This is a genomic window from Anaeromusa sp. (assembly GCF_028691475.1).
In the GTDB taxonomy this organism is placed as follows: domain Bacteria; phylum Bacillota; class Negativicutes; order Anaeromusales; family Anaeromusaceae; genus Anaeromusa.
Genome location: NZ_JAQUZF010000031.1, coordinates 1 through 24,846, shown reverse-complemented (window position 1 = coordinate 24,846; position 24,846 = coordinate 1). Strand labels below are relative to the sequence as shown.

Genomic DNA, 24,846 nt, shown 5'->3' with positions numbered 1-24,846 from the left:
AATCCTATGAGGGGTATGTCCTGCGGGGCATGCCTCTTTTTTTTATGAAAGAGGGTGCACAGCAAATCTAGTCTCCATTTCGACACCATTCCGCAAAGTGCTCGCAATTGTTGAATAGAAGATGATAGTTGGATTCGCCGAAACGACTTTTGGCGCGTTGGACAATCCTAGCGTCCGAATACGTCTTGACGCTGTTTTTGATGTAGATCCATCCATTATCAGCAAAGTCTTCTAGTTCAACTACCATAATACTTCCATCATCATAGTGTATGACGAAATCATCGCCTAGATAGATTCCATGATGAGTATAGGCCATTCTTTGTACATATAAGTGAGTTCCTTTGCTGCAAGAATGGCGAATTTCATCACAACTGTTTCCGGCTGGAAGAAGAAAAGGCATTGGATTTGTTGAGGTAGGCTGGTGAGGTTCGATGCAATCCAAGCAGTTGGCGATGGCATCGGTGAGCTGGTTTGCTTTCTCAATGACCTCGCCTAGGTCTTCTGAAAGATGAGTTTTGACAAGGTGTTCCGCCTGCTTTCTGACAGGACGAGACTCTTGCAGCAGGTCTGCAAGGCGCACTTGCCTAGTAGGCATGACAGGATTAAAAAAGCTTTGCATCATCGTAGCTCACAGCCTTTCTTGAATTTTATTTTGATATGCGTGTCAGCGTCATTTCTTGCGGAAGATAATGCTGGCCTTGTTCCGAAATGATTTTCCAATGCAATGTGTTTTTATCGATTAAGCTAATCTCCGCTTTACCTTTACTGTTAGGGCTGTAGCCGCTTTTCCAGGCGATAACTTGTGTGGTGCTGTTAGCGAACTGGCCGGTGATAGTGATTTCCTTGCCAAATCCGTCCGTGCGCATGGCATTGGGCTTTTTGATAGAACTATGACTGCCGCGAAAATACCCTTCATCCCAGTGGAGGTTCAAGGTAAAGCTAAACCCTTCATTTTCTCCATGCCATTTTCCATGAAGATCGACAGGTGCAACATTGGCAGCTGGCTTTGCGGGTTCTTCCTGAGGCGCAGTAGAAGCTGGCGACGGGGCTGAAGGAGCAGGCGTATTGGAAGCGGTTTCTTTTAAGACCTGCAGGGGCAGATAGCCTTGTTTGCCGGAAATGTTGCTGGAAATCTGCAGCTTTAGATCAGACAAGCCGGAAGGAACATCGAAAACAATGCTGCCATCTGTAATGATCCCAGGATTGATAGCTTGGAATTTAAAAGCCTGGCCTTGCTTTGATAAAGTTAGAGCGTTTTCAGCAGAGGTTGAGTGTGAATATTCACGGCCTTGTGCGTCGACTAATTTAAAAGCCGCCGTATTCATTGTGATTTTCTCATTTTTGTTATTGGCAACAATCAGATGGACAATGATATATTCCCCTTGCGCTTGGCGATTTGTGAAGCGATCGCCGACGCTCGTTGTACGTTGAATGTCAGAGATAGCAAAGCCAACATTGTTGAGCTCTTTTCCCTTAATGACCCCAAGGCCGTTCACCTCGACAGTGTAATTGAACTCATCTTTGGGAGCGGCAGGAGCTGTATTCGAGTCAGTAATGCCGCCGGCTGCAGCTGCAAAAACAACAGGAAGTATCAATACGGCTGCAACAGCCGCCCAGGTGGTTTTTCTACGATACCAGGGAATCGGATTTATTGCTAAATCTTCTTCATTGGGTGCAGCAAGCGGCTGCGAGGAAGTAGGCTGAACCTTTCTGCTTTCGATTAAGGAGAAAATACCGCCGAGCAGCAATAATATCGCAGCTATGCTGTAGGCAAGGGAGATAGCGATAACACCGCCGAGTGCGCTTGCGAGCATTAAAATACCCGCTGCTTTGGGACGCGTGTTAGCAAGGGCTCCGCCGACAATACCTAAGATGGAAAAGGGAATGGCTAAAAAACCGAGTTTGGCGATCAGACCGGCACCTGCTGCCCCAAAAGCGCCTCCAATACCTCCGAGAAACAGAGCAAAAACAGCTCCTGCCAGTCCGGCAAGTCCTCCGATAATTCCTAAAATCATGGCTGCAATTTTCATGTTATGACCTCCTGAATTTAATGTTCTTCCTGTTGGAATAAGTACGTCTTTTGAGCTGGCGAATAAATAAGAATCATATTGGTTGAACCGGGGCGGTCTACGTTTTGTTCTGCCAAATAGTTGCGGAGAGATTCAAGATCACGCTGGATGGTTTTTGGTGAAACCTGAAACTTTTGCGCCAGTTCCTGCTTGCTTAAGGTTTGTTTCTTTTTTAGTTCCTCCCAGATGAAAAGAATCCGGTGGTTCTTTTCATAGCGTTTGTGAACAGAAGGCGGGTCAATAGACATGTTTTAGGCACCTCCTTGGAACATAATTTGTTGTGATGAATTAACTATAACAATGTGGTAGGGGCATAATATGTCCATGTAGCTGCGAGAATAAAAATTTTACAAATGTAGTAAGAGGCAAATTACGAGCAATGGCTTTGGTTGGACAAAATATGACTATGCTGTTTTATTACAATGAAACTGGAAAAGCAAAGTGATAGTAACGCAAGTAAAAGAAGGTGATTTGTCTGGAGCTGGGTAAACGCGACAAATTCTGGCGGATTTTATACATATTAGGCGAACTGCAGCATGAAAAAACGATAGTGAGAAAGCAACTGGCAGAATATTTTCAAGTGGATGCAAAAACAATCCAGCGTGACCTGGAGGATTTGCGGACCTTTCTCGATGAAATAGATCTGGTTTGCCCTGGAGAGAACCGAGGCGGAACGTTGGAATACGTACGCGCTAAAAAAGGATATGTATTGCAGCAAGAGCCGCGCTCCTGGCTGACGGAAGAAGACGTTTTGGTGGTTAGCCGCATTTTATTGGAGAGCAGGGCTTTTGACAAAAACGAATTAGGTCTTCTTTTGAATAAGCTGGCGGCCCAGGTTCAACCCAAGGAAAGAAAAGTCATTGAAGAACTCCTGCGAGGAGAGGCGTTTGGTTATGTGCCGGCTCGTCACAGTCAGCCGCTGATGGAACGCATCTGGAAGCTGGGCGAGGCGGTGCGAGCGCAGCGTATAGTCAAGCTTACATACCAAAAAGAAAAAGACGCTCAGCCGATAGAGCGCCTCGTGGAACCGTGCAGTGTGCTGTTTTCAGAGTACTATTTCTATTTGATCGCATACATTCATAATGCAAATCATCCATATCCTGCCGTATATCGCTTGGACCGTATTACCCATTATGAAGTTCAAGGCGAAAAGTACCAAATGACGGAGCAGCGCCGCATCAAAGACGGAGAATTTCGCAAGCATGTGCAGTTTATGACCCCTGGAAAGCTGATGACAGTGGCCTTCAAGTTTTGGGGGCCATCGGTAGAAGCGGTGCTTGATCGTTTGCCTACGGCGAAAATTATCAAAAAAGAAAACGGTGTAACCGAAATAGAGGCGACCATTTTTGGAGAGGGAATCTTGATGTGGTTGTTAAGTCAGGGTGATACCTTAGAAGTGATCCGTCCGCAGTCGTTGCGGGAAAAGATGAAAGCCCGCATTGCGAAGATGCAAGAATTGTATCAGTAAATATGGTATAGGAGCTGCATGTTTAATATGGCTAGAATGTACCCGCAGCAGTTGCCGATGGCAGTGCTGCAAGACAAGAAGAAAGCTTCGGAAGTAAAAGTATATGAGCAGCTAAAGCGGCTTAGCGACGAATATGTTGTTTTTCACAGTACTGCCTGGCTGGTTCGCAGCAAGATAACGCTGAAACCGGAAGATACAGAGCCATGGATTGATGCACCGCCGCGCAAGGTATACCCTATGGGAGAAGCAGACTTCATCGTGCTGCATCCGCGCAAAGGAATACTAGTGCTCGAAGTCAAAGGCGGCCGCCTAAGGTTGGATGGCGGGAGTTGGAAGAGTTGCGACCGACATAATGTTTGGCATGACATACATAATCCGTTGGAGCAGGTCAAGCGCAATTTGTTTTCACTGCTAGGAAAGCTTCGTGAGCATCCTAAATTGAGTGAGTGCTCATTGCAGGTAGGCTATGGGGTAATTGTGCCGGATTGCGAAGTATCTCCAGAAAGCATGGGGCCGGATGCGCCTAGTTCGGTGTTTGCTTTTCATAGCCATATGGGAGAGCTTGCAAAACGCGTGGATGGAATGCTCAATTATTGGCATCATGTATGGCAGGAGTGGAGCCAGGGACGGAAAGGAGAACTATCCAGCCAAGCTGTGCAGGTGATTGTGGAGTACTTAGCGCCATCCTTAGAATTGCGTCGTCCAAGCCTAAAGACACGTATTTCTGAGCAGCAAGAAGAAATACTGCATTTAACAGAGCGTCAGTTTTCTATTTTACAGCTTCTTTCTCGCCAAAAGAGAGCGCTCATCGGCGGCGGGGCGGGTACTGGAAAAACCCTTCTTGCTGTGGAAAAGGCTAAGCAATTGGCAAAGGCAGGCTATAAAACCCTGTTTACCTGCAGCAATAAGCTGCTGGCAGCACATGCGCAGCACCTTTGCGGATCACAGGAGAATTTAACGATTACGCATTTTCATCAGCTTTGTTTTGAGTGGGCGAAAAAAGCGGGAGTGAAGCTGGAGCAGTTTCCACCTTCTACGCCGCCGGAGAGGCTGCAGCAATATTTTGATAAGGAGATGCCGGATAAATTGCTGCAAGCCTTAGATTCAGTCACAGAACGCTTTGATGCCATTGTTGTAGATGAGGGGCAAGACTTTTATGACGAATGGTGGGAAGTGCTGCTTTTCTGTTTGAAAAACCCGGAAGACGATGTATTCTACATTTTCTTTGATGACAACCAAAATATCTGGAATGAAAAAATGCAGTATCCCTTTTCCTTGTCCCCCTACTTTCTGACGGAAAATCTTCGTAATGCTCGTACGATCCATGAACTTTTGAAAAACTATTTTCATGGTGATGCTTACGAAGGAGCCGGGCCGGAAGGGGGAAGCGTAAAATTTCTACCTCTTGCCTCGACGCAGGAACAAGACGTCTTGGAAAGTGCATTGACGAAACTCTTGCAGGAACTGGTGAAGAAAGAAAAAGTGCAGCTAAAAGACATTGCTATTTTAACAGGAAAACGGCAACAAAATAGTTTTTTGGCTTCGGTTGATCGCTTGGGCGGCTACCCGTTGACGCAAAACCTTTATGAAGAGCAGGCTGTTGTTAGCACCAGCATTCGTCGCTTTAAAGGCATGGAAAAGCCGGTTGTGATTTTGGTGGAACTGGAAGAATTGCTGGAAGAAGGGTGTCTCTTGGCGGGCATTAAAGATTCTTTGCTTTGTTATGAAGATCTACACGGCTTGGCTAAAGGCATGCTCTACGTGGGTATGAGCCGGGCGCAAAGCTGTCTGTATGTGCTGGGGGAAGAAAAGATGATGGATGTTGTGAAACAGTGAGAGGTAGTTATGATTAAAAATGACGAAATAAGTGAAAAAATTATTGTTACACGTATACTGGATCTTTTGCTAAGAGACAAGGAATTGTCTGACTATTTTTCGAATGACATAAAGTGGTTTCAAGACCGTCTTGTTTATTGGCAAAATAATTACATTCGAGTTGGACTTATCGGTGTGACTAGTTCAGGGAAGTCAACTTTGCTTAACGCATTGTTTGGCGAAGAGCTATTACCGGTAAAGGTACGACCTAGCTCAGGTGTGTTAGTTACTTGTTCCAGAAGTAATCAAAAACAAGCTACGGTTTATTTTGAGAATGGCAAGGTGCAGCCTATAACAAAGCGTGTTACATATGAGTTAGCTCAATATGGAGATGAACAGTATAACCCACAAAACAAGAAAGGCGTAAAGTATTTAGATGTGTGCTCGTCCAAATTTGCTTTCGATGAAACGATTCAAATCGTAGACAGCCCTGGCCTTGATGCAGATGGGCTGGAAGGGCATGAAGCTTTGACTTTAGAGACACTGCTTCCCTCGGTCGATGTTTGCATATATCTTGTTACACTTAAAGCTAACTCAGATGAAACGACATATCGAGTTCTTCACAGCATTCACAAACACGATAAACCATTAGTGGTAGTGCAAAACATGGCTGATTCAGTGAGACATAAAGAAGGTACTAATGGAGTACTTTTAAAAACGCGAGAGACCGTACTTAGTGAACATCGAGAACGTATACGTCGCATAATTGCTCAAGTTGATGAGACCTTGCCTACTGTTGTTCCAATCGTTCAAGTGTCAGCAAAAGAAGGCTTAATTAGTCAGATGAAAAATAATTGTGGGGCATATGAAAAGTCTGCGATTCCGCAAATGATTCAATGCATTGAACAACAGATTGCCAAGATTCGTCCTCAAATTACGGCTAAAAGGTTATTACAGATCAAGAAGCACTTACAAGAAATGCTTGTGAATGAGGAGCCTAAGCTAAGAAAAGCAGTGATTGAGAATAGAAGTATATCGGTAAACAAAGGGGGGCTTTTAGGCCAGCGTGATCAGGCTAATCTATATTTTCTTGATGTGGAACAAGGTATGAAGCAGATTATGGCTAGGCTTGCAATTGATATTTCTTCAACTGCTAAGGAGTTAGAGGAGTTATCAGATTGTCAGATAGATCAAGCTGCTAATTTGCTTGAATGTTTAAAAGAAAGAGCACGCTTTGCAGAAAAAGAACTAGTAGGATCTATTAGTAGTTTTAATGCTGAAATTGGCAAGGTTCTTGTTGAGTTAAACTTGAATCAACGTGACTATGCTGGTGACATATTACCTAATAAACCTATTGCTGAATCGGCATTTGCGGTGAAAAAGAAAATAGATGTTTATTATACAAAAGAAGAAAAGGACGGTTTTGTCTCTTGGATAGGTCGAAAAATAGGCTGGGGTGGATATGAAGAAGTAAGACGTGAAAGAGAAATTATTGATCTAAGTGCCATAAAAGTGAACCTCGATATATATGCAAAATCACTTACGGCAAACATTATTGCTAACATTAGAAAATGGAAAGAAAAAGTAGATATCTTGCAGAATGTTGTCAATGAAGAAGTGCGGCGGAGAGAGGAAGATCAAAAGAAGAAAGAGCATACTCAGCTTGAGCTAGAAAAGCGCAGGGGAGTTATTAGTCAATTACGAGCTATATTGATAGAAGTTGCGCCTGAAACAGCGGACGAAGATATTACGATGATGATACATGAGCAGCGGTTCGAAGAAAATAGAACAGATATACCTATACCTGAAGTTGTTTATAGTTGTTATCAGCTTAGTCATCAAATTTCACAGTTACCATTTCGGATGGCGGGTGAATACTGTCAAGAAGCTAATGAGAATAAATTAGGAAATTCGTTGAGTGCAACAGTGGTGTGGGGTGATGATATCGATTGTTTACATCAATTTTCACAGCAATTTTTTGATGTTAGTATTACGCATCATGATGAACAAAATTTAGAGAAAATCGGTTATGTTGTAAAAAAAGATAAAAGTGAATTGCCGCCACTAGTCTTGGTGAAGGAGCAACGCGTATATAACGATATTAACGTGACTAGAAAGCTTAATCTTATCCTTGGAGATTCATATAATGTTTATTTATTGGTAAATGCGGTACAACAAGGAGCGGTTGAGAAACAGCTTAAAAGAACACCTCTTTGGAGTATTTTGGAAAATAAGCCAACTATTGTTAATTGGGTGACCCAATCTTTTTCTGAATTTACTAACGGAGGCTATGTTGATGAAGGCATAGCAAGTCTAGTTTCGTTGCGTGATAAATTTGACATGAATGGAAAAGGCCTTTTGCTGCTAAATCATCGAGAACCAATCTATACTTTAGTCTTACTTCATTTACAAACGCTTTCTACACTCACACCAACCGATGAGAAAAGCTGCAATGAAATGGTTATATCTTTAAGTCAAAATGATCCTGAAGTTATCAAACACACAGCTCAATTGATGAGAGCATATGCCCACTATAAGCAATAAGAGAGGGATGATGGAATGAAGCAGTCAATTCTTGTATCGGTAGATAATGAAACGAATCGTATTTTGCAAGAAGTGCAGAATGGAATTTTCGAAGGAACTCGTGATGCTATAGAACAGGTGCGAATGGATATTATCGGTAGTTTTGAGGAGAATCAGTTAGAGGTAAAAACAGTAGCTGATAAATTAGCTCGTGCAGTCAGTACTTGTAACAATGAGATTAAGGGTATGGCAAGTCACGTAAGTCAACTTCCAACATCTGAAGCCGTTGCTAAAATATCTGATATGATAAATGGCCATATAGAAACTGTGGCAAGAGAGACTCGTAAGGAAGTAAAGGCGAAAACGGAAGAAATACATGGCAATTTTATAGCAAAAATGGAAGTCCAGAACCGCTGTTTAGTAGAAAGCCAACAGCGGTATATGGTATCCGTTGAAGTGCAACAAGCACAGCAGCAACAACTTTTAGAAGAATTAGTACACATAAAAGAAAATGTAAAAGAGTTGCAAGCAGAATTAGCATACTTGCGTCAGCCTTGGTATAAAAAACTATTTTAGGAGGGGCTATTCATGAGTATTGTAGATTTTGCAAAAAATACTGAATTTTTACGTTTGGCCGATGTGTATACACCATTGTGTAGCGAAACGGGAAAGACTATAACACATGAAGAATATTATGGGCAAAAAATTTCTAATATTGAGGTTGCAGAATTTCTAGTTCCCGTGTTGGGGCTACAAGGAGCAGGGAAAAGCAGCCTTTTAAATGCACTTTTAATGGATGAACTTGTATTGCCAGTGGATGCTGACGAAACCACTTGTATTCCAGTAGAAATTCGCTATGGGCACAAAGAAGATGGCAGATGTGATGTTTACTTTCAAGACGGGCGAAGCCCTATTCGTTTAACTAGTCCGGGCGACATGGAACAATATGTTCACAATAATTATAATTTAGGTAATGAAAAAGGCGTTTCACATATAGTTGTATACAAAGATAATTCGCTATTAGAGACGGGGGTGGTATTGGTTGATTTGCCTGGAGTTGGCAGTTTGACAGAAGAAAATGTACAAACGACGATGCGTTATATTGAAAAACTAGCGGCAGCTATATTTTTACTTCGGACAGTGCCGCCAATAACGAGGAAAGAGCGAACTTTTCTTAGTGTCGTATGGCCTAAATTGACGACAGCATGGTTTGTACAAAATCAATGGGATGATGAAAGCGAGGAAGAGGTAACCGAAGGAAAAGAACACAATGTCAAAGTGTTGCAGGCGGTTGCAGATGCACATAAAACAAATGGAGACCTAGATATTATGGTTGTAAATGTGTATCAAGCAATGCGAGGACGGTTGGGTAAGAATGATGTTGATTATAAGCATTCAGGTATACTGAAGTTATGGACAAAGATTAATACAATGGCAACTAACTGGCGAGTTCTTTTAAAACAAAGTTTTTTTGAGTCCATACAAATGAAAATGAATGAGATTCGTACCAAGATTGCAAAAGACCAAGAAGCGTTGAAACTTAGTAGTGAAGATTTGCTTCGATGGCACAAGGAAGAAGAAGCTAATTATGATAATAAAGTAGAAGAAAATAGAGCTCGTATTGAGGGGATAGAAGCAAAAATTTTGAACTACCGTCAAGAACTGAAAAAATGTGCTGTTAAACAGAGCCAAGTACAGATGGAAAATCTACGCAGTGAAATGCAACGGGTAATCGGCCAAGGGATCGTAGACGGAGTATTGTTGAACCGGGCTTATCAGGAATGTCTAGAAGAGGCACGCGGGAATTTAGTGGAACTATTATCCGATAAGTTGCTTGGTGTACAGGAAGAGTTAACGACTGATTTGGAAAATTTGGAAGTAAGAAATGAATTTGGACAATTTACTACTTTGGGTGAGTTTAAAAAAGAAGAAAAGATGAAAATCGAAAAAGCACTTCCTAGCGCTGGCAATGTGGTAGGTGGAATAGTTCCTCTTCTTATACTTGGCACGGGTCCTGTAGGGTGGGTAGTTGGTATTGGTGGTGCCTTATTGGGTGGTTGGTTAGGTGGGAAATTTAAGAAACATATTAGTAATGAGAGAAGAAAAACAACTATACGTGACTTGGAAAAGCCATTACAACAATTCCGTAGGGATGTTGAAGATGGTATGAAACGTCAGATTCAAAATCTGTTTGATAGAATTGATACGAGTCTCGCTGAATTTTGTAAAGAGCAGACGGTGGAATTAGATAAACTGCGCTTAGAAAATGAAAAATCTCGGAAAGAACAGGAAGAAGATTTTGCTGGAAAAGAGCTGAGAGTGAAAAATGATATGAACACCTTGGTCCGATTGGAGGCGGAATTAACATGCTAACAATTGAACAATTAAAACAGTATATGTATGAATTAGAACCTATTGTGAAAAACATTGATGATGATCAAATTACTGTGTTATTTCGTTTCTTGAGTGAACGCATTTCTTATCCAGAAAGTTTTGTCGTAATGTTGGGTGAGACTAGTAGTGGAAAGACGAGTATTGTTAACTCATTGTTGCAGCAAGATATTCTTGGTGTAAGTGCTGCGCCCAATACTGGAACTGTGATTGAGATTATGAACGATCCGGATATTACATCGCCGGAATATTATGCATTACATCGTAATGCTACATTAGAGCAAGTAACAAAGCAGGAATTTGATTCTCTTTGCACTAGGCCAGAATCGCATCACAGTCGGTTGCGTCTGTTTATTCCTTCTTTTCCTTCTGGGGTAGAAGGATTGCGTTTGTTTGACACGCCAGGATATGGGTCACTTCATAAGGAACATGATGAAGTGCTAAAAGAATTTATTCCAAACAGTGACATTGTTATCTATGTTGTATCCTATCGGGTCGGCTTTCAGGCAGGAGATTATGAATTTCTTCGTTATGTAGGCGAACTTCTTGATTCGTCAACTGACTTTATTTTGGTTATAAATCGGGCACCTAAACCCGTCATGGATAATGACTTGCGTGTTCAGGAAATTCTAGGGTATACGGCAGATTGTTTGCATCGCAAGCCGGTAAGCTTTGTTCTTCAAAGCGTCGGGTTTGACGAAAAAGGTGAAAAACCTTATATTGAAACAGGACGGCTCTGGGAATATATACAACAGTCTTTAGAATCCGAGCAGCGGCAACGTGCCTTGCAGCGAGCTTTAGCAAATTATCAATATGAATTTTCTTTCATGCTACAAACGTGGTTAGAAAAAGAGGTTCTTCGTAATAGAGCCACACAAGCTGAGAAAGAAGCTATTGCGAGAGCTGTTATCAAGATAAGCGATAAAGAAAAAGATGTGCACAATTTGATTTGTACTACATTTGCTAAACTTTCCAATAAGGTTGAAAGTATATTTGCTAATGCTGCGGCGAATTCGTATGCTGTCATTGCAAGTGAGGTTACTGCGACAGATAAGTGGACGATGCAAGAAGAATGCACAGCTTTTATACAACAACATATGTTGCCCAGGCAGGCTCGCATTCGGTGTAGAGAAATAGAAGATTATTTTGTGATAGAACTAGAAGATCTTGATAAACAAATTAATAGCATGCTTAATACGGCCATGGAAGAATTTGACACAGAGATAAAACTGGAAGCACCTTTGTTTGAGCCTCTTGTGCGTAATATAGGACAAAAAGCCGCTAAACATTTGGCGGATGAAGGATTAAAAGTTTTTTTTGCGCGGTTCGGAGGAGCTGGGGGAGCAGGGGCAGGAGTGGCTAATGCAGCAAAAGCGGGGCTGAAAAATATAGGGGAACTCGTTGGAAAGAAATTTAGCAGAGAAACGCATAATGCAGTAGCTGTATTTCTCAAAAAGATTGGAGCTACATCTACTCGTGCGATTGCAATTGCGGGTACGGTCATTGTAGAAGTGGTATTTTATACTTACGATGCCAATACCTGGCAAAAAAAATTAATAGAGAAAATCGATGAAGCCCTAAAAGATTGGACTCAAGAGGTTGTTGTAAGTGTGCGCAAGGACCTTTCTTCTTTGCGCGATTACAATTTGATGAAGACTAGCGAGTATTTCAGAGAAGCTTCTTCTATTTCTTATAATGAGGAAGAAATATTGCGAAATTTAGAATCAAATCAACTGCAAAATTTAATTGAAGATGTCCAGTCAATTAGTCAAAGGCTACGAATAGAAATAGAAGTGGAGGATTAACTTATGGGAAAACGAAATTTTCTTTCGCAAAGTGAAGTATGCGAACACGTCGAAGCAGAATTAGTGAATGAATTTCCTATTTCATATAAAAATAGAAAGGCGAATGAATTAGGAAAATACGAGGCACATCCTCTTGCTTACAAGATAGTAGATTCATTGCCCGCAATTATTGATCTTGCTAAAGATATTGTTACTCTAAGGATGGTAGAGAATCAGACACAACTAGAAATAGTTAAACTAAAACAGAAAAATGATTTACTGAGGGTTGAGGCGGAAAGTTTTGTAAAAAAAGCGCAAGCGTCTCGAGCTAACATAGAAGTCAAAGGTCAACAAGCGGTTAATATATTGGTAGAGCTTACTAATGCTTTACGAGAGAATGATATTGAACCAGATGTTCAAAAAGAACTGATTAAAGTGTATAATTTTGCTATTCAAAAGGTTTGCGAAGAACCTGTATCTCATGAATGAAGCAATTCTTTTTGCAATCAAAGAGGGAATTTCTCTTTTGCAGAGACATGAATATAATCGCGCTTGCGAAAAGATGGCTAAGTGTCAGGCGGATTTTCGGCGCAATGATGTGCAATGTCGGAGAGAAAAAATTGATGAGATCAATCGGAGCTTACTAATAGTTTCGCAAATGATTCAAACTTTACAGTTTCAACTTAACCAGATTAAACGTGAAAACCCTAATGTTGAACTTAATTCCGTAATATGTTTAATTGCTGAAATGAAGAAACAAAAAGCATTATTAGAAGGAGCGAAGCGGAAGTGTTCAAAGCGTATGCAGGGCGAGCGTAATTTGTAAAAAGGGCCTCCGCGCCTTGAGCGCCAATGAATATCCTACTAAGAGCTAGTCGTTCAGGCACAGAGCCACCCTTGTAATTGCTATAGTGTTGTTCCTCACCGCTTTTGCCAAAAGCTACTCGCTAATTTTGTCGCATAACGACTTAACAAAAGCCTTCTTGGACTCGATGGGTGCGAGTGCTCCAAGAAGGCTTTTTGCAAAGAAATCTTTAATATTACTTTATTTCGTGTTTTTCGCGGCCTTCGCGGTTGGATAACACCTGTTTAGAATTCGTACTTCCTCAGCGGCAAATTTTCGCAAGCGAGTCGTCCAGGGCGTCGAGAAGCCGGGCGAGGTCGCTTTCTTCGATAACCAGAGGGGGCTGGAAGGCCAGTACATTGCGGCCCGGGCCGTTTTTGCCAATCAAGAAGCCTTTGTTTTTGAGGTCTTCTAAAATAGCGTCCACCCAGTCGCTGGCGGCAGAGCCGTCAGGCAGGATAATTTCTGCGCCCAGCATCAAGCCCAAACCGCGTACATCGCCGATAGCGGGATGGCGCTGCTGCAGCTCTTGGAGTCCTTTTTTTAGGTAAGCCCCAAGCTTGGCGGCGCGTTCAGGCAGATTATGCTCCTTGAGATAGCGCAAGGTAGCCAACGAAGCCGTGGCAGTCACGGGATTGCCTCCTAGCGTGGAGGCGCCGGGGCGGGTATAGCTGTCGGCGACAGCGGCGGTAGCTGTGAAGGCTCCCACAGGAGTGCCGTTGCCCAGCGCTTTCGCCATGGTCATAATATCCGGCTTAATGCCATAGTGCTCGCAGGCAAACCATTTGCCAGTGCGGCCAAAACCGGTTTGTACTTCATCCATGACAAGAAGAATGCCGTAATGGTCCAGAATTTCCTTAACGCGCTGGAAATATCCGGCAGGCGGCGTGATGATGCCGCCGTTGCCCTGGAGGGGTTCGGCGAAGAAGGCGGCGACTTGCCCGGACGTGGAAAACTTGATGACATTTTCTATCTCGTCAGCGCAGGCCAGATTGCATTCCGGATGGCGCTTGCCTAAAGGACAGCGGTAGCAATAGGCGTTAGGCGCAAAATGGATGCCCCCCACAGGGGACGGATCGGTACGCCACATGCCGATGCCGGTAAGACTCATGGTCAGCTTTGTGCGGCCGTGAAGGCCTTGCCGCAGGGCGATGAATTCATGGTTGTTTGTATGTAAGGTTGCCAACAGAGCGGCGCCTTCATTGGCTTCGGTGCCGGAGGAACAAAAGAAAGTCTTTTGCAATTCCCCAGGCGTTACTTGCGCCAAGGACTCCGCTAAATTGACAATAGGCTCGGTAAGATAAATGGTACAGGTATGCTGGAGCGTTTCCACCTGCTTGCAGATTTCTTTGGTGATGTCCGGATTGCAGTGGCCGCAGTTAACAACAGAGACTCCGGCAAAACAATCCAAATACTCTTTACCGTTTTGGTCATAAAGATGCTGCATGCTGCCACGTACCAGCTGCATGGGCTCCTGGAAAAAATGATAGACACAAGGGATCATATATTCTTTCTTTTTGCGAAGAATTTCCTCGGGACCGATGAACTGACTCATAAAACAACCACCTTTCTTTTAAGGAACCACTACTTTATTCGCAGCTCACGCTAAAACGGCCTTGATTCGGCGCTCTCATGAAAGCAGTGGGTTTATGTACGGCAGCCGACCCGTAAACGGGCCGGCTTCTTTGGTTATATATCTTTCACAACCCTCATTCGTGCCCTCCGATTACTCCATTTACTCTTGTTTAAAGACTCGTTCCTCTGACTTTACCGGGAAATGCGGTAACGGAAAGCGCCAATGCCCAAGGGTCGGGGGCTGGCTTCGCTCAGAGCGGTTAAAGCGTCAGCGGAGAAGGCGTAAGCGTCTTTTTTAGCCGCGAGTTCGTCGAGCTCTTTGCGGTACGTTTTGGTGATTTGTCCCACCAAAGCCGGGGTGTAATGCTGGCCTTCAATGCGGTAGCTGCCGACAGAGGTCAGCGCTGGCAGGAAAGGAAGCAGGCAAAGATCTTTAGCGAAGAGAACATGATTGCGCTCATACTGATCGATGGCAATGGGGTGAATCTGTCCGGCTGTGTCCAGCAGTCCGTAGGAGCGGTCAACGTCTGCTTTTTCCAGGCCAAGAATGGCTTCCGGCAAATGGTGGTCCATGACCATAGCTTCCAAAGGTCCGTGGATAATCATTTCCAGCGGCAAGGGGGTGTGCTGGCAAAGATCCCAAATCTGTTCACAAGTGGCTTCCGCGGAGACGGTTCCTTGGCGTAGGCCGTTGTCTTGCAGCCACTTGGCGGTAACGCCGTTAAACAGATTCAAAGAAAGATCGCCATAGATCGGCAAGGAAGCGTGCTCGTTCGCCAAACGAAGCATGCCGATGCTGCTGACCATCAGGCCGTCAAGGCCTAACTCCGCGGCCTGTTTGAACAAATGAGACCATTCACTGCACTCTCGTTCCAAGGTAATACGGGGGGCTGCAACAACCACTTTAGCGTTTGCCGCATGCGCTTCTTGGGCCAGGGCTTTTAAATTTTCTTTCGTCCAAGGACGGTGTGGCAGGAAGCTTTCACCGCCTACATACAAGGTGTTGGCGCCGTTTTCCAAAGCTTCTGACGCAGCGGCGCGGTCGGCTACGCGCACGGACAGCGTAGGTTGATGAGGAAAATCAGCGGCCATTTGCTGTTTTGGCAAAGCTACCGGCGTATCAAGGCCTGGTTCCACAACGGCTTGACTGAAAAAACGCGGCTCTCGTTCGCCTGTGTAGCCGATGGCGGCGGCGCCGGGGTTGCCGAAGGAATAGCAGGTGGAAAGGTCGCGGGAACGGTTTTCCTGCATTTCCTGCCACTCTTTTTCGGTTAAGTAATAGCCTGTGGGATCGTCAAAATAACGATCAATTGCGCTGCTGTAGAGATGGACGATGTTGCTCACAAAGTCGGCGGTACGCATGCGCCCTTCAATTTTAAAGGAGCAAACGCCGGCTTGAATGAGTTCCGGCAGATGATTATACAGGCACATATCTTTTAAGGCTAGTTTGTAAGGGCCTTGTTCGCCGGACTCCAATACGTCGCCGCTTTGGGCGTCGACTAGCTGATAAGGCCAGCGGCAGGGCTTGAGGCAGCGGCCGCGGTTGGAACTTTGCCCGAAGAGTACGCCGGAGTGAATGCATTGACCGCTTTGGGCGATGCACATGTCCCCGTGAATGAAGTACTCAATTTCAATGCCTGTGCGTTCTTTAAGAAGGCGCAGCTGATCCAGCGTCATTTCCCGGTTGGTAACCACGCGGGTGAGGCCGTAAGCTTGCAATTGCCGCACGGCATGCTCGTTATGGGTATTCATCATGACCGAGGCGTGCAAGGGAACCGTAAAACCGGTTTCCTTGGCCAACTGCAGAATGGAGAGGTCTTGTACAATCAGGGCGTCAGGCTGCAGTTTTTGCAATAGTTCCAGGTATTGGCGCATGCCCGGCATTTCCCGGTCGCTGATTAAATTGTTTACAGTTACGTACAGTTTGACGTTTCGTTCATGGGCGTAGGCAATGGCCCGGGCCAGCTTTTCATCATCGAAATTGGTGTCGGTGCGATGCATGCGCATATTGAAGCGCTTGCCTCCGAGATATACGGCATCCGCTCCGGCGCCGATGGCGGCCTCCAGTACGTCCCAGTTGCCGACGGGGGCAAGAATTTCCACGCTTTGACGAGTCAGTTCCATCTTTTTCATCTCTCCATATCTTTCAACAATCTCACCCCAAGGAGGTTGAGTTTATTCGAAAATTTCCCGCGCTTCCGCCTGTAGGTCGGCCGCGAGATCCACGCCAAGATTTAGGGCGGCAAAGGAATTTAACAAAACATGAGGTTCTTTCACGATATCCACAGGAATGCTGCCGGCCGGAGTTCCGGCGAGAATGGCAGCGGCTTTGGCAGCGCAGGCTTTTCCTAGTTGGCGGTGGTCCGCAACAAGAGCGCCTAAAGCGCCGGCAGGAACGTTGGGGGCATGGGAAGCGACAATAGGCAAAGCTAACGTATCGGTGTAGTAGACAATGGAGGCGAAATTATCCTCAAGGGCCTTGCCGATGGGTAAAAAGATCGCGTCCAAATCTTCCGGCAGCAGCTGCGGCAAGGAAGAGATATCTTCGGCTTTTTCCAGAGGAATTTCTACGCAGCACAGGTCTGCAGCGGATGCCGCCTGGCGAAAATGCTTCATTTCCAGCTGCGCGTTAGCATCGTGAGCGTGGAATAAAATGCCCAGACGAGCTAGGTTGGGCAGCAAACGACGCATAAAAGTGATTTTCTCAGCGGCTGAAACCATGCCGGAAACACCAGTAGCGTTACCGCCAGGCTTCTCGAGAGAGGCGGCCAGACCGGCGCCGACGGGATCAAATACAGGCGTGTAGACGACAGGGATATCCTCGGGCAGCGCAATCGCCGCCAAGGCGGACGGAGTGGTGCAGGCGAAGATCAAGCTTACGTCGGCTGCCGCCAGCTCTGCTGCTAACTGAGGCAGCCGGGAAGGCTGGCCGTCAGCGTTGCGATAAATAAACTCCGCCTTTACGTTCAAGGCCTGGAGCCCTTCTTGGAAGCCTTCGACGGCATCATCCAACATTTGGGTTAGTTGTAAAATTCCAATACGGATCATAGTACACCTCGTATTCATAGAAAAATAAGCGGCCTCCCTTTTGGGCAGGCTTTCTCTTTATAATTATGCTGCAGCCGGGATAAAAAAACAAGAGATGAATGAGGCAGGTGGTTTACCACTTGCTTTTTTTAAGGCGCAGCGCGTTCAATACTACGGAAATAGAGCTAAAAGACATAGCGGCCCCAGCCATAATGGGAGATAAAAAGCCGGCAGCGGCAGCGGGAATGCAAATGGAATTGTAGAAGAGCGCCCAAAAGAGATTTTGCTTGATGTTGCGCAAGGTAGCGCGGCTGAGACGTATGGCCTGAATGATACCGTGCAAATCGCCACTGATAAGAGTGATGTCCGCCGCTTCCATGGCTACGTCCGTACCGGTGCCGATGGCAAAGCCAATGTCAGCGCGGGCAAGCGCCGGCGCATCGTTAATACCGTCGCCCACCATGCCAACGACATGGCCGAGCTGTTGCAGCTTGGCCACTTCAGCCGCCTTATTTTCCGGCAGAACTTCCGCCAGGACATGTTTGATGCCGAGAGCGGCGGCTACATGGTTGGCGGTGCGGGTATTGTCGCCGCTGAGCATCCAAACCTCAAGGCCCATATCCTGTAAAGCGGCGACGGTAGCGGCGGAATGTTCTTTGAGCGTGTCCGCCAGCGCGATGAGTCCAAGAAGCTGCTCGCCCTGGGCGGCTAAGATTACGGTTTTTCCCTGGTCTTCTAGTTCGCGCATGACTTGCTCTAGCGGTGCAGTATCGATTTTTTGAGCAAGAAGCCATTGGCGCGTACCTAAAAAAAGCTGCTTGCCTTCAACGGTTACGGCTTCAATGCCAAAACCGGGAATCGCGCGAAAGGATGCCGGAGATTGCAGTGGCAGCTCTTGGGTGCGGGCGTGGCGGACGATGGCCTGCGCCAGCGGATGCTCAGAGCTGCTTTCTCCTTGCGCGGCAAGGAGAAGCAAATCTTGCGGCGTTACGCCGGGAACAGGCAGAATATCGGTTACTTCCGGCAGACCCTTGGTCAGGGTGCCGGTTTTATCGAGAACAATAGCCGTAAGGCGATGGGCTGTTTCCAAATGCTCGGCGTTGCGGATTAAAATCCCTCGCTCAGCGCCGATGCCTGTGCCGACCATAATGGACGTAGGCGTGGCCAGACCCAAAGCGCAAGGGCAGGCGATGACTAGGACCGCTGTAAAATGGGTTAAGGCGGTGGCGAAGTCTCCTGGCGCTACTATCAAGTACCAGACTAGAAAGGTGGCCAGCGCCAGCAATAAAACAGCAGGCACAAAATAAGCGGATACCTTGTCGGCGAAACGCTGTATCGGCGCTTTGGAGCCTTGGGCTTCTTCGACAATGCGCATGATTTGCGCCAGCATGGTATCCTTGCCAATTTTGGTGGCCTGAAACGTAAACGCCCCAAAGGTATTTAAGGTGCCGCCGATAACGGTGTCGCCTGCTTTTTTATCGACAGGCAGGCTTTCACCGGTCAGCATAGACTCATTTAAGGCCGAGGCGCCTTCTAAGATCACGCCGTCTACAGGCACTTTTTCACCAGGGCGTACCCGCAGAACGTCCCCAGGCAGGACGGCTTCGACCGGTACATCAGTTTCTTCTCCTTGCAAAAGCCTATGGGCCGTTTTGGCTTGAAGGCCCATCAAGGCTTTTAAAGCTTCCGACGTGCGGCCTTTCGCGGTGGCTTCCAGAAATTTACCTAGAATGATGAGCGTAATCAGTACGGCGGAGGTCTCGAAATATAGCTGCGGCTGATCTTGCAGCACGTTGGCGAGACTGTAGAAATAGGCGGCGGAGGTGCCCAAAACGACTAAGACGTCCATATTAGCACTGCCGCTGCGCAGCGCATGGTAAGCGCCGCGATAAAAAGCCCAGCCGGCGCCGAATTGCACTGGCGTGGCCAAAAGCAACTGCACATAAGGGTTCATCAGCCAGTGCGCCGCTTCCCATTGCAGGGTATGAAAAACCATGCCCAGCAGCAGCGGCAGCGATAAGGCCGCTGCAAAAAAGAGACGCTGTTTCTGGGTGCGCAGTTCCTTTTGACGCAGCTGTTTTTCTTGATCAAAGGAAGCCTTTTCAATGATCGGAGTTGCCTCGTAGCCAAGGCGTCGTATTTTTTCCTGCAGGTCATATGCGGCAAGGACGCTGGCATTATATTGAATGCTGGCTTTTTCTGAGGCGAAATTAACCTGGACAGAGTGAACGCCAGGGGCTTTGGCCAGCATTTTTTCAATGCGGGCGGCGCAGTTGACGCAGGTCATGCCAGATATCTTAAAATCCGCTTTTTCTAGAATCACCTGGAAGCCCAAGGTCGCCACTTTTTCCGCTAATTGGGTTTCGCGGACTTTGGCGGCGTCGTAGGTGACACTGGCGGCTTCGGTGGCGAAATTGACTTGAGCCTGGGTAACGCCGTCAAGGCGGGCGAGGCCTTTTTCGATGCGCTTGGCGCAGGCGGCGCAGGACATGCCGGAAATTTTCAAGGTTGTTTGCTGTTCAGCGGACATATGCTCACATCCTTTAACGATTAAACTGTTTGAGTACGGTCATTAATTCAGCGATGCTTTCGTCGGCGTGATCCGCTTTGATGGCGTTGACCACGCAGCTTTTGGTATGGCTTTCTAAAATGAGCAGGGCGACCTGGTTCAGCGCGGCCCGGGCGGCGAAAATTTGCTGCAAAATGTCTACGCAGTAGCGGCTGTCGTCGATCATTTTATCAATGCCGTTAATTTGGCCGGATACTTTTTTTAAACGTTGCTGGAGATTTTTCTTTTCTTTTTCGTTTAGCATATAATGCCCTCCTTTATGCAATACCCCAGTAGGGTATATTAAGCGTACATCCTTCTGAAAAAATAGTCAAGGGAATCGATTTGACAAGATACGATGATTGAAGGAAAATGAGACAAGAACAACTTCGGGAGGTTGCTATGTCCAAGGTACCGTTTACGCACTTGCATGTGCATACTGAATATAGCTTGCTTGATGGGGCCAGCCGCATTAAAAATCTGGTGGCTCGGGCCAAAGAACTGGGCATGACGTCTTTGGCGATTACCGATCATGGAACCATGTACGGAGTCGTTGATTTCTATAAAGAAGCGAAAAAACAGGGCATTCATCCTGTGATTGGCTGCGAAGTCTATGTGGCGCCGCGCTCGCGGCAGGAAAAAGCCAGCGTGGATGGTGAATACGCGTATCATTTGGTGCTGTTGGCGGAAAATGAAGTTGGTTACCGTAATTTAGTGGAATTGGTGTCTAAAGGCTATTGCGAAGGCTTTTACTATAAGCCTCGTATCGACCATGAGATCTTGGCGGCTTATAAGGAAGGAATCATAGCCTTAAGCGCCTGCTTGGCGGGGGAGATTCCGGCGGCATTGCTGCGCGGTCAAGAGGAAAAAGCAGAGTCTCTGGCGCGGGAATACCTGGAGCTTTTTGGGCCGGAACATTTTTACATGGAGCTGCAGGACCACGGCATGCCGGAGCAAAAGGAGCTCAATCCTCTTTTGGCGGCCTTGGCGGCGAAGCTGGGGATATCTTTGGTAGCGACCAATGATCTGCATTATGTAGAAAGAAAAGACAGCGAAAGTCATGACGTGCTTATGTGCATCCAAATGGGCAAGACCGTGGATGAGGAAGGTCGGATGCGTTTTCCCAGCGATGAATTCTACTTGAAAAGCGGCGAAGAAATGGCGGCGCTCTTTAACACATATCCGGAAGCTCTAGCCAATACCTGCCGTATCGCCGAGCGCTGCCAGGTGGATTTCGATTTCGAACATTTTCATTTGCCGCAATTCCCATTACCGGAAGGTACGACGGCGGACGCGTATTTGGCCCAGCTTTGCGAAGAACGGCTTCCCCGAAGATATGCTGAAGAAACAGCGGAAGTTCGGGAGCGTTTGCAGTATGAACTGGGTGTTATTAAGCAAATGGGTTATTCCAGCTATTTTTTGATTGTCTGGGATTTTATTAACTATGCGAAGGAACAGAAAATTGCCGTAGGCCCAGGCCGCGGCAGCGCCGCAGGCAGCATTGTCGCTTTCTTGCTGGGTATTACCGATATTGATCCCCTACGGTATGGTTTGCTTTTTGAACGTTTTTTGAACCCAGAGCGAGTCAGCATGCCTGATATTGATATTGACTTTTGCTATGTGCGCCGAGGCGAAGTCATTGATTATGTATCCAGGCGTTATGGCAGCGATCGGGTGGCGCAGATTATTACCTTCGGGACGATGGCGGCGAAGGCGGCTATTCGAGACGTGGGGCGGGCTCTGAACTTATCTTATAGCGAAGTAGACCGGATCGCCAAGATGGTTCCCGGCGAGCTGGGGATTACCCTGAAGCGCGCCTTGGAAACCAGCCCTTCTTTACGAGAAGCCTATGAAGGCGAAGAGACCGTTCGGAAGCTGTTGGATTTGGCGATGGCGCTGGAGGGGCTGCCTCGCCATGCCTCTACTCACGCGGCAGGGCTTGTGATTGCCAAAGAACCCCTGACGCATCTGGTTCCGCTGCAGCATTCTTCCGAAGGTTTTTTAACTACGCAGTATGACAAAGACCGCGTAGAAGAAATCGGCTTGTTGAAAATGGACCTTTTGGGCTTGCGTACGCTGACGGTAATTGGCGATACCCTGGAGCTGGCGGCTAAAAACAGAGGCGTTCAAGTCGATTTAGAAACCATTCCCATGGATGATGCCGCAACTTGCGCCATGCTGGCCAGCGGCGACACGGGCGGCGTATTTCAGGTGGAATCGTCCGGCATGACGAATTTGGTAAAGGAATTGCGCCCGGAACGCTTTGAGGATTTAATTCCGCTGGTGGCGCTCTATCGGCCGGGTCCTCTAGGCAGCGGCATGGTTACTGATTTTATTAATGGCCGTCACGGGCGTAAAGAAGTGACCTATATGCATCCCTGGCTGGAGCCTATCTTAAAAGATACCTTTGGGGTTATTTTGTATCAGGAACAGGTTATGCAAATTGCGTCCACCTTGGCGGGCTTCAGCCTGGGACAGGCGGACTTGCTGCGGCGCGCCATGGGCAAAAAAAAGCACTCCGTTCTGGAAGCGCAGAAGGAGAACTTTTTGAAGGGCGCAGCCGCCAAAGGGATTGATACTTCTTTGGCGAAAGACGTCTTTGAGCTGATGTCTCATTTTGCCGATTACGGCTTTAATAAGTCCCATAGCGCCGCGTATGCGCTGGTTACGTACCAGACGGCGTATCTGAAGGCGCATTTTCCTCATGAATTTATGGCGGCTACCTTGACCAGTATTATGGGGGCCAGCGATAAAGTCGGTCATTATATTGAAGAATGCCGGCGCATGGGCATCTCTGTGCTGCCGCCGGATGTCAACGCCAGTGAAAGCCGCTTTAGCGTTGATGGCGACGCCATTCGTTTTGGCTTGTCGGCAGTGAAAAACGTCGGCGAAGGAGCTATCGAAAGCGTTATGGCCGCTAGAGAGGCAGAAGGGCCGTTCGCGTCGCTGGTGGATTTTTGCAGTCGCGTAGATATGCGTCTTGTCAACAAGCGCGTAATGGAAAGCTTGATTAAATGCGGCGCGTTTGATTCTACAGGCGCTAAACGCTCACAACTGCTGGCGGTGCTTGATCGGGCGGTCGATGTGGGGGCCGGCTGTCAACGGGATGCCCAAAGCGGACAGTTGGGCTTGTTTGGCGAGGAAGAGCTGGCGGAAACTTGCTCGCTCGAATTACCGGACTTGCCGGAGCTGCCGATGCCGCAATTAATAGCCTTAGAAAAAGAAATAACCGGCTTTTACATTACCGGTCATCCTTTGGAACCGTTTCGGCAGCAGTTGGCGGGCCTGACTTCTTTGGAAGAACTGCAGGCGCAGCCAGCGGATGGGAAAAAGATACGCATTGGCGGCATGGTGGCAGCGGCTAAACGGATCAGTACCCGCAACGGGGATATGATGTGCTTTGTGGCGCTGGAGGACTTTTCCAGGCAGATGGAAGTAGTGGTCTTCCCCCGTGTTTTCCACCAGGCCATGCCGTTGCTTGTGCCGGATACGCCGGTTATCGTGCAGGGGAAGGTCAGCGTGAGCGAAGAAGGAGTAAAAGTGCTGGCGGAGCGCATTTCTCTTTTGAGGGAACAGCCGCAGGAGGTGCGGCTGCAACTGCGCAAGGAGCAGGAAACCCAGCCTGTTTTTGATGCTTTGCGCGAGGTATTTTCCCGGCATCGAGGCTCCTGCCGTGTTTTGCTGCATTTAATAGACAGCCGCCGCGTGATTACAACGGAAGAGCGCTTTTGGATTGAGGCGACGCCCCAGTCGCTGGCGGAGTTGGAGAAGGTGTTGGGGACGGGGAGCGTTCATACTGCATAAGCGACAGGACGGCGGCGCTTTCCCGCGCAAACTGGTAGACTGTAGCTCCGAGGCGATCGCTCATGGGAGCGGCAGCGCCGCTGGCGTCAAGGCCGTGAAGGCGGGCTAAATATAAGGAACGGAAAACGTGAGAACGATTGGTGACGACGATTACCTGGTTCAAATCTTTTTCCCGAAGAATAGCAGTGCTGTTGCGCAGGTTTTCGTAAGTGCTTGTAGAAGCGTCCTCTAGAAGAATGGCGGCGGCAGGAACGTCTCGGGCCATTAGATAGTTACGCATGGCGGCGGCTTCGCTAATGTCCTCGTCGGCTCCTTGGCCGCCGCTGACCAATAGGTACGGCGCAAAGCCCTGGCGATATAAAGCCAGGGCTTTTTCTAAACGCAGCTGGAGCATAGGCCCTGGTTCTTGCCCGTAGACACGGGTTCCCAGAATGAGAATAGCCTGGCTGGGAGCAGGCGCCGCAGTGAAGGCGTCCTTTAGGACCAGAACCTCGCTGCCGAGCAGCAAAAGCAAAGCCGCAACGCTTACTAGGCGGGTGATTTTTTTATAAGTCTTCATGGCAGACCTCCATCGAATATGGTATCATGAATTAGTATTAGTATAACACGGACTCCAAATGAATAGTGACGCGTGTGGAGGAGCTGACAGGCTGTGAAAATACTAGTTTGCGTCAAGCAAGTGCCTGATACGACAGAAGTGCGCATCGATAGGGAGACCAACACTCTGCAGCGACAGGATGTTCCCAGCATACTCAATCCTTTTGACCGGCATGCTTTGGAAGAGGCGCTGCGCGTGAAAGAGCGTTGCGGCGGCACGGTGAGCGTTTTGACCATGGGTCCTTTGAAGGCGCAGGAAGTGCTGAAAGAGTGCTTGGCCTTGGGCGCGGACGAAGCCGTGTTGGTCAGCGATAAGGCTTTCGCCGGGGCCGATACCCTGGCTACAAGCCGGACGTTGGCGGCGGCTATTGCCAAGCTGCAGCCGGCAGAACTCATTTTTT

General features: G+C 47.2%; 18 protein-coding genes and 1 pseudogene. 10 read left to right on the top strand and 9 right to left on the bottom strand.

Features of this window, described 5'->3' with window-relative positions; all coding sequences use genetic code 11:
* Window positions 1-67: 67 nt before the first annotated feature.
* The 3 genes from PHF27_RS06285 to PHF27_RS06275 are packed head-to-tail and all read right to left on the bottom strand — an operon-like array spanning window position 68 to window position 2,317.
* Complete coding sequence (locus tag PHF27_RS06285; RefSeq protein WP_300067403.1) at window positions 68-622, bottom strand: lecithin retinol acyltransferase family protein; 555 nt, start codon at window positions 620-622, stop codon at window positions 68-70.
* 25 nt (window positions 623-647) lie between these two features.
* On the bottom strand, window positions 648-2,030 hold the full coding sequence (locus PHF27_RS06280) for a DUF4352 domain-containing protein (RefSeq protein WP_300067402.1): 1,383 nt from the start codon (window positions 2,028-2,030) through the stop codon (window positions 648-650).
* 17 nt (window positions 2,031-2,047) lie between these two features.
* Window positions 2,048-2,317: an HTH domain-containing protein gene (locus PHF27_RS06275; protein ID WP_300067401.1), complete on the bottom strand. Its 270-nt coding sequence runs from the start codon at window positions 2,315-2,317 to the stop codon at window positions 2,048-2,050.
* A 218-nt stretch (window positions 2,318-2,535) separates the two neighbouring features.
* Here PHF27_RS06275 and PHF27_RS06270 point away from each other — a divergent pair, with 218 nt between their 5' ends.
* Genes PHF27_RS06270 through PHF27_RS06235 form a run of 8 tightly spaced genes read left to right on the top strand, consistent with a single transcriptional unit; the run spans window position 2,536 to window position 12,876 of the window.
* Window positions 2,536-3,537, top strand: coding sequence for a WYL domain-containing transcriptional regulator (locus tag PHF27_RS06270; protein ID WP_300067400.1), 1,002 nt, complete (start codon window positions 2,536-2,538; stop codon window positions 3,535-3,537).
* 27 nt (window positions 3,538-3,564) lie between these two features.
* Window positions 3,565-5,373 carry an NERD domain-containing protein gene (locus PHF27_RS06265; protein WP_300067399.1) on the top strand — a complete coding sequence of 603 codons (1,809 nt, stop codon included), beginning with the start codon at window positions 3,565-3,567 and terminating at the stop codon, window positions 5,371-5,373.
* Between the two features lie 9 nt (window positions 5,374-5,382).
* Entirely contained in the window at window positions 5,383-7,896 is a 2,514-nt protein-coding gene (locus PHF27_RS06260; protein WP_300067398.1) for a dynamin family protein, read from the top strand.
* Between the two features lie 15 nt (window positions 7,897-7,911).
* Window positions 7,912-8,451 carry a hypothetical protein gene (locus PHF27_RS06255; protein ID WP_300067397.1) on the top strand — a complete coding sequence of 180 codons (540 nt, stop codon included), beginning with the start codon at window positions 7,912-7,914 and terminating at the stop codon, window positions 8,449-8,451.
* A gap of 12 nt (window positions 8,452-8,463) precedes the next feature.
* On the top strand, window positions 8,464-10,248 hold the full coding sequence (locus PHF27_RS06250) for a dynamin family protein (RefSeq protein WP_300067396.1): 1,785 nt from the start codon (window positions 8,464-8,466) through the stop codon (window positions 10,246-10,248).
* On the top strand, window positions 10,242-12,071 hold the full coding sequence (locus PHF27_RS06245; protein ID WP_300067395.1) for a dynamin family protein: 1,830 nt from the start codon (window positions 10,242-10,244) through the stop codon (window positions 12,069-12,071). The genes PHF27_RS06250 and PHF27_RS06245 overlap by 7 nt, the downstream gene beginning before the upstream one ends.
* A 3-nt stretch (window positions 12,072-12,074) precedes the next feature.
* Complete coding sequence (locus tag PHF27_RS06240) at window positions 12,075-12,539, top strand: hypothetical protein (protein WP_300067394.1); 465 nt, start codon at window positions 12,075-12,077, stop codon at window positions 12,537-12,539.
* Window positions 12,532-12,876, top strand: coding sequence for a hypothetical protein (locus PHF27_RS06235; RefSeq protein ID WP_300067393.1), 345 nt, complete (start codon window positions 12,532-12,534; stop codon window positions 12,874-12,876). The genes PHF27_RS06240 and PHF27_RS06235 overlap by 8 nt, the downstream gene beginning before the upstream one ends.
* A 280-nt stretch (window positions 12,877-13,156) precedes the next feature.
* On the opposite strand, the gene PHF27_RS06230 is transcribed toward PHF27_RS06235, so the two are convergent.
* The 5 genes from PHF27_RS06230 to PHF27_RS06210 form a co-directional block, all read right to left on the bottom strand.
* On the bottom strand, window positions 13,157-14,449 hold the full coding sequence (locus PHF27_RS06230) for an aspartate aminotransferase family protein (RefSeq protein ID WP_300067392.1): 1,293 nt from the start codon (window positions 14,447-14,449) through the stop codon (window positions 13,157-13,159).
* A 212-nt stretch (window positions 14,450-14,661) separates the two neighbouring features.
* Window positions 14,662-16,593, bottom strand: a complete 1,932-nt coding sequence (locus PHF27_RS06225; protein WP_300067405.1) for a U32 family peptidase — start codon at window positions 16,591-16,593, stop codon at window positions 14,662-14,664.
* A gap of 51 nt (window positions 16,594-16,644) precedes the next feature.
* Window positions 16,645-17,517, bottom strand: a complete 873-nt coding sequence (locus PHF27_RS06220) for an ABC transporter substrate-binding protein (protein ID WP_300067391.1) — start codon at window positions 17,515-17,517, stop codon at window positions 16,645-16,647.
* A 112-nt stretch (window positions 17,518-17,629) separates the two neighbouring features.
* Window positions 17,630-20,026, bottom strand: coding sequence for a heavy metal translocating P-type ATPase (locus PHF27_RS06215; protein WP_300067390.1), 2,397 nt, complete (start codon window positions 20,024-20,026; stop codon window positions 17,630-17,632).
* Window positions 20,027-20,039: 13 nt separating this feature from the next.
* Entirely contained in the window at window positions 20,040-20,309 is a 270-nt protein-coding gene (locus tag PHF27_RS06210; RefSeq protein ID WP_300067389.1) for a metal-sensitive transcriptional regulator, read from the bottom strand.
* A 137-nt stretch (window positions 20,310-20,446) separates the two neighbouring features.
* Between PHF27_RS06210 and PHF27_RS06205 the strand changes: the two genes are divergently transcribed.
* Window positions 20,447-23,848 carry a DNA polymerase III subunit alpha gene (locus tag PHF27_RS06205; protein WP_300067388.1) on the top strand — a complete coding sequence of 1,134 codons (3,402 nt, stop codon included), beginning with the start codon at window positions 20,447-20,449 and terminating at the stop codon, window positions 23,846-23,848.
* Here the strand turns inward: PHF27_RS06205 and PHF27_RS06200 are convergent.
* Window positions 23,754-24,407, bottom strand: coding sequence for a YdcF family protein (locus PHF27_RS06200; protein ID WP_300067387.1), 654 nt, complete (start codon window positions 24,405-24,407; stop codon window positions 23,754-23,756). The two genes, PHF27_RS06205 and PHF27_RS06200, sit on opposite strands and share 95 nt — an antisense overlap.
* A 93-nt stretch (window positions 24,408-24,500) precedes the next feature.
* On the opposite strand from PHF27_RS06200, the pseudogene PHF27_RS06195 reads away from it, so the two are divergent.
* A pseudogene (locus PHF27_RS06195) lies at window positions 24,501-24,846 on the top strand (electron transfer flavoprotein subunit beta); the annotation flags it as partial.

Coding starts and splice junctions, on each gene's coding strand:
- PHF27_RS06225 (WP_300067405.1), bottom strand. CDS start 16,593: ATGGAACTGACTCGTCAAAGCGTGGAAATTCTTGCCCCCGTCGGCAAC.
- PHF27_RS06285 (WP_300067403.1), bottom strand. CDS start 622: ATGATGCAAAGCTTTTTTAATCCTGTCATGCCTACTAGGCAAGTGCGC.
- PHF27_RS06245 (WP_300067395.1), top strand. CDS start 10,242: ATGCTAACAATTGAACAATTAAAACAGTATATGTATGAATTAGAACCT.
- PHF27_RS06230 (WP_300067392.1), bottom strand. CDS start 14,449: ATGAGTCAGTTCATCGGTCCCGAGGAAATTCTTCGCAAAAAGAAAGAA.
- PHF27_RS06200 (WP_300067387.1), bottom strand. CDS start 24,407: ATGAAGACTTATAAAAAAATCACCCGCCTAGTAAGCGTTGCGGCTTTG.
- PHF27_RS06220 (WP_300067391.1), bottom strand. CDS start 17,517: ATGATCCGTATTGGAATTTTACAACTAACCCAAATGTTGGATGATGCC.
- PHF27_RS06255 (WP_300067397.1), top strand. CDS start 7,912: ATGAAGCAGTCAATTCTTGTATCGGTAGATAATGAAACGAATCGTATT.
- PHF27_RS06205 (WP_300067388.1), top strand. CDS start 20,447: ATGTCCAAGGTACCGTTTACGCACTTGCATGTGCATACTGAATATAGC.
- PHF27_RS06215 (WP_300067390.1), bottom strand. CDS start 20,026: ATGTCCGCTGAACAGCAAACAACCTTGAAAATTTCCGGCATGTCCTGC.
- PHF27_RS06210 (WP_300067389.1), bottom strand. CDS start 20,309: ATGCTAAACGAAAAAGAAAAGAAAAATCTCCAGCAACGTTTAAAAAAA.
- PHF27_RS06240 (WP_300067394.1), top strand. CDS start 12,075: ATGGGAAAACGAAATTTTCTTTCGCAAAGTGAAGTATGCGAACACGTC.
- PHF27_RS06235 (WP_300067393.1), top strand. CDS start 12,532: ATGAATGAAGCAATTCTTTTTGCAATCAAAGAGGGAATTTCTCTTTTG.
- PHF27_RS06260 (WP_300067398.1), top strand. CDS start 5,383: ATGATTAAAAATGACGAAATAAGTGAAAAAATTATTGTTACACGTATA.
- PHF27_RS06250 (WP_300067396.1), top strand. CDS start 8,464: ATGAGTATTGTAGATTTTGCAAAAAATACTGAATTTTTACGTTTGGCC.
- PHF27_RS06280 (WP_300067402.1), bottom strand. CDS start 2,030: ATGAAAATTGCAGCCATGATTTTAGGAATTATCGGAGGACTTGCCGGA.
- PHF27_RS06275 (WP_300067401.1), bottom strand. CDS start 2,317: ATGTCTATTGACCCGCCTTCTGTTCACAAACGCTATGAAAAGAACCAC.
- PHF27_RS06265 (WP_300067399.1), top strand. CDS start 3,565: ATGGCTAGAATGTACCCGCAGCAGTTGCCGATGGCAGTGCTGCAAGAC.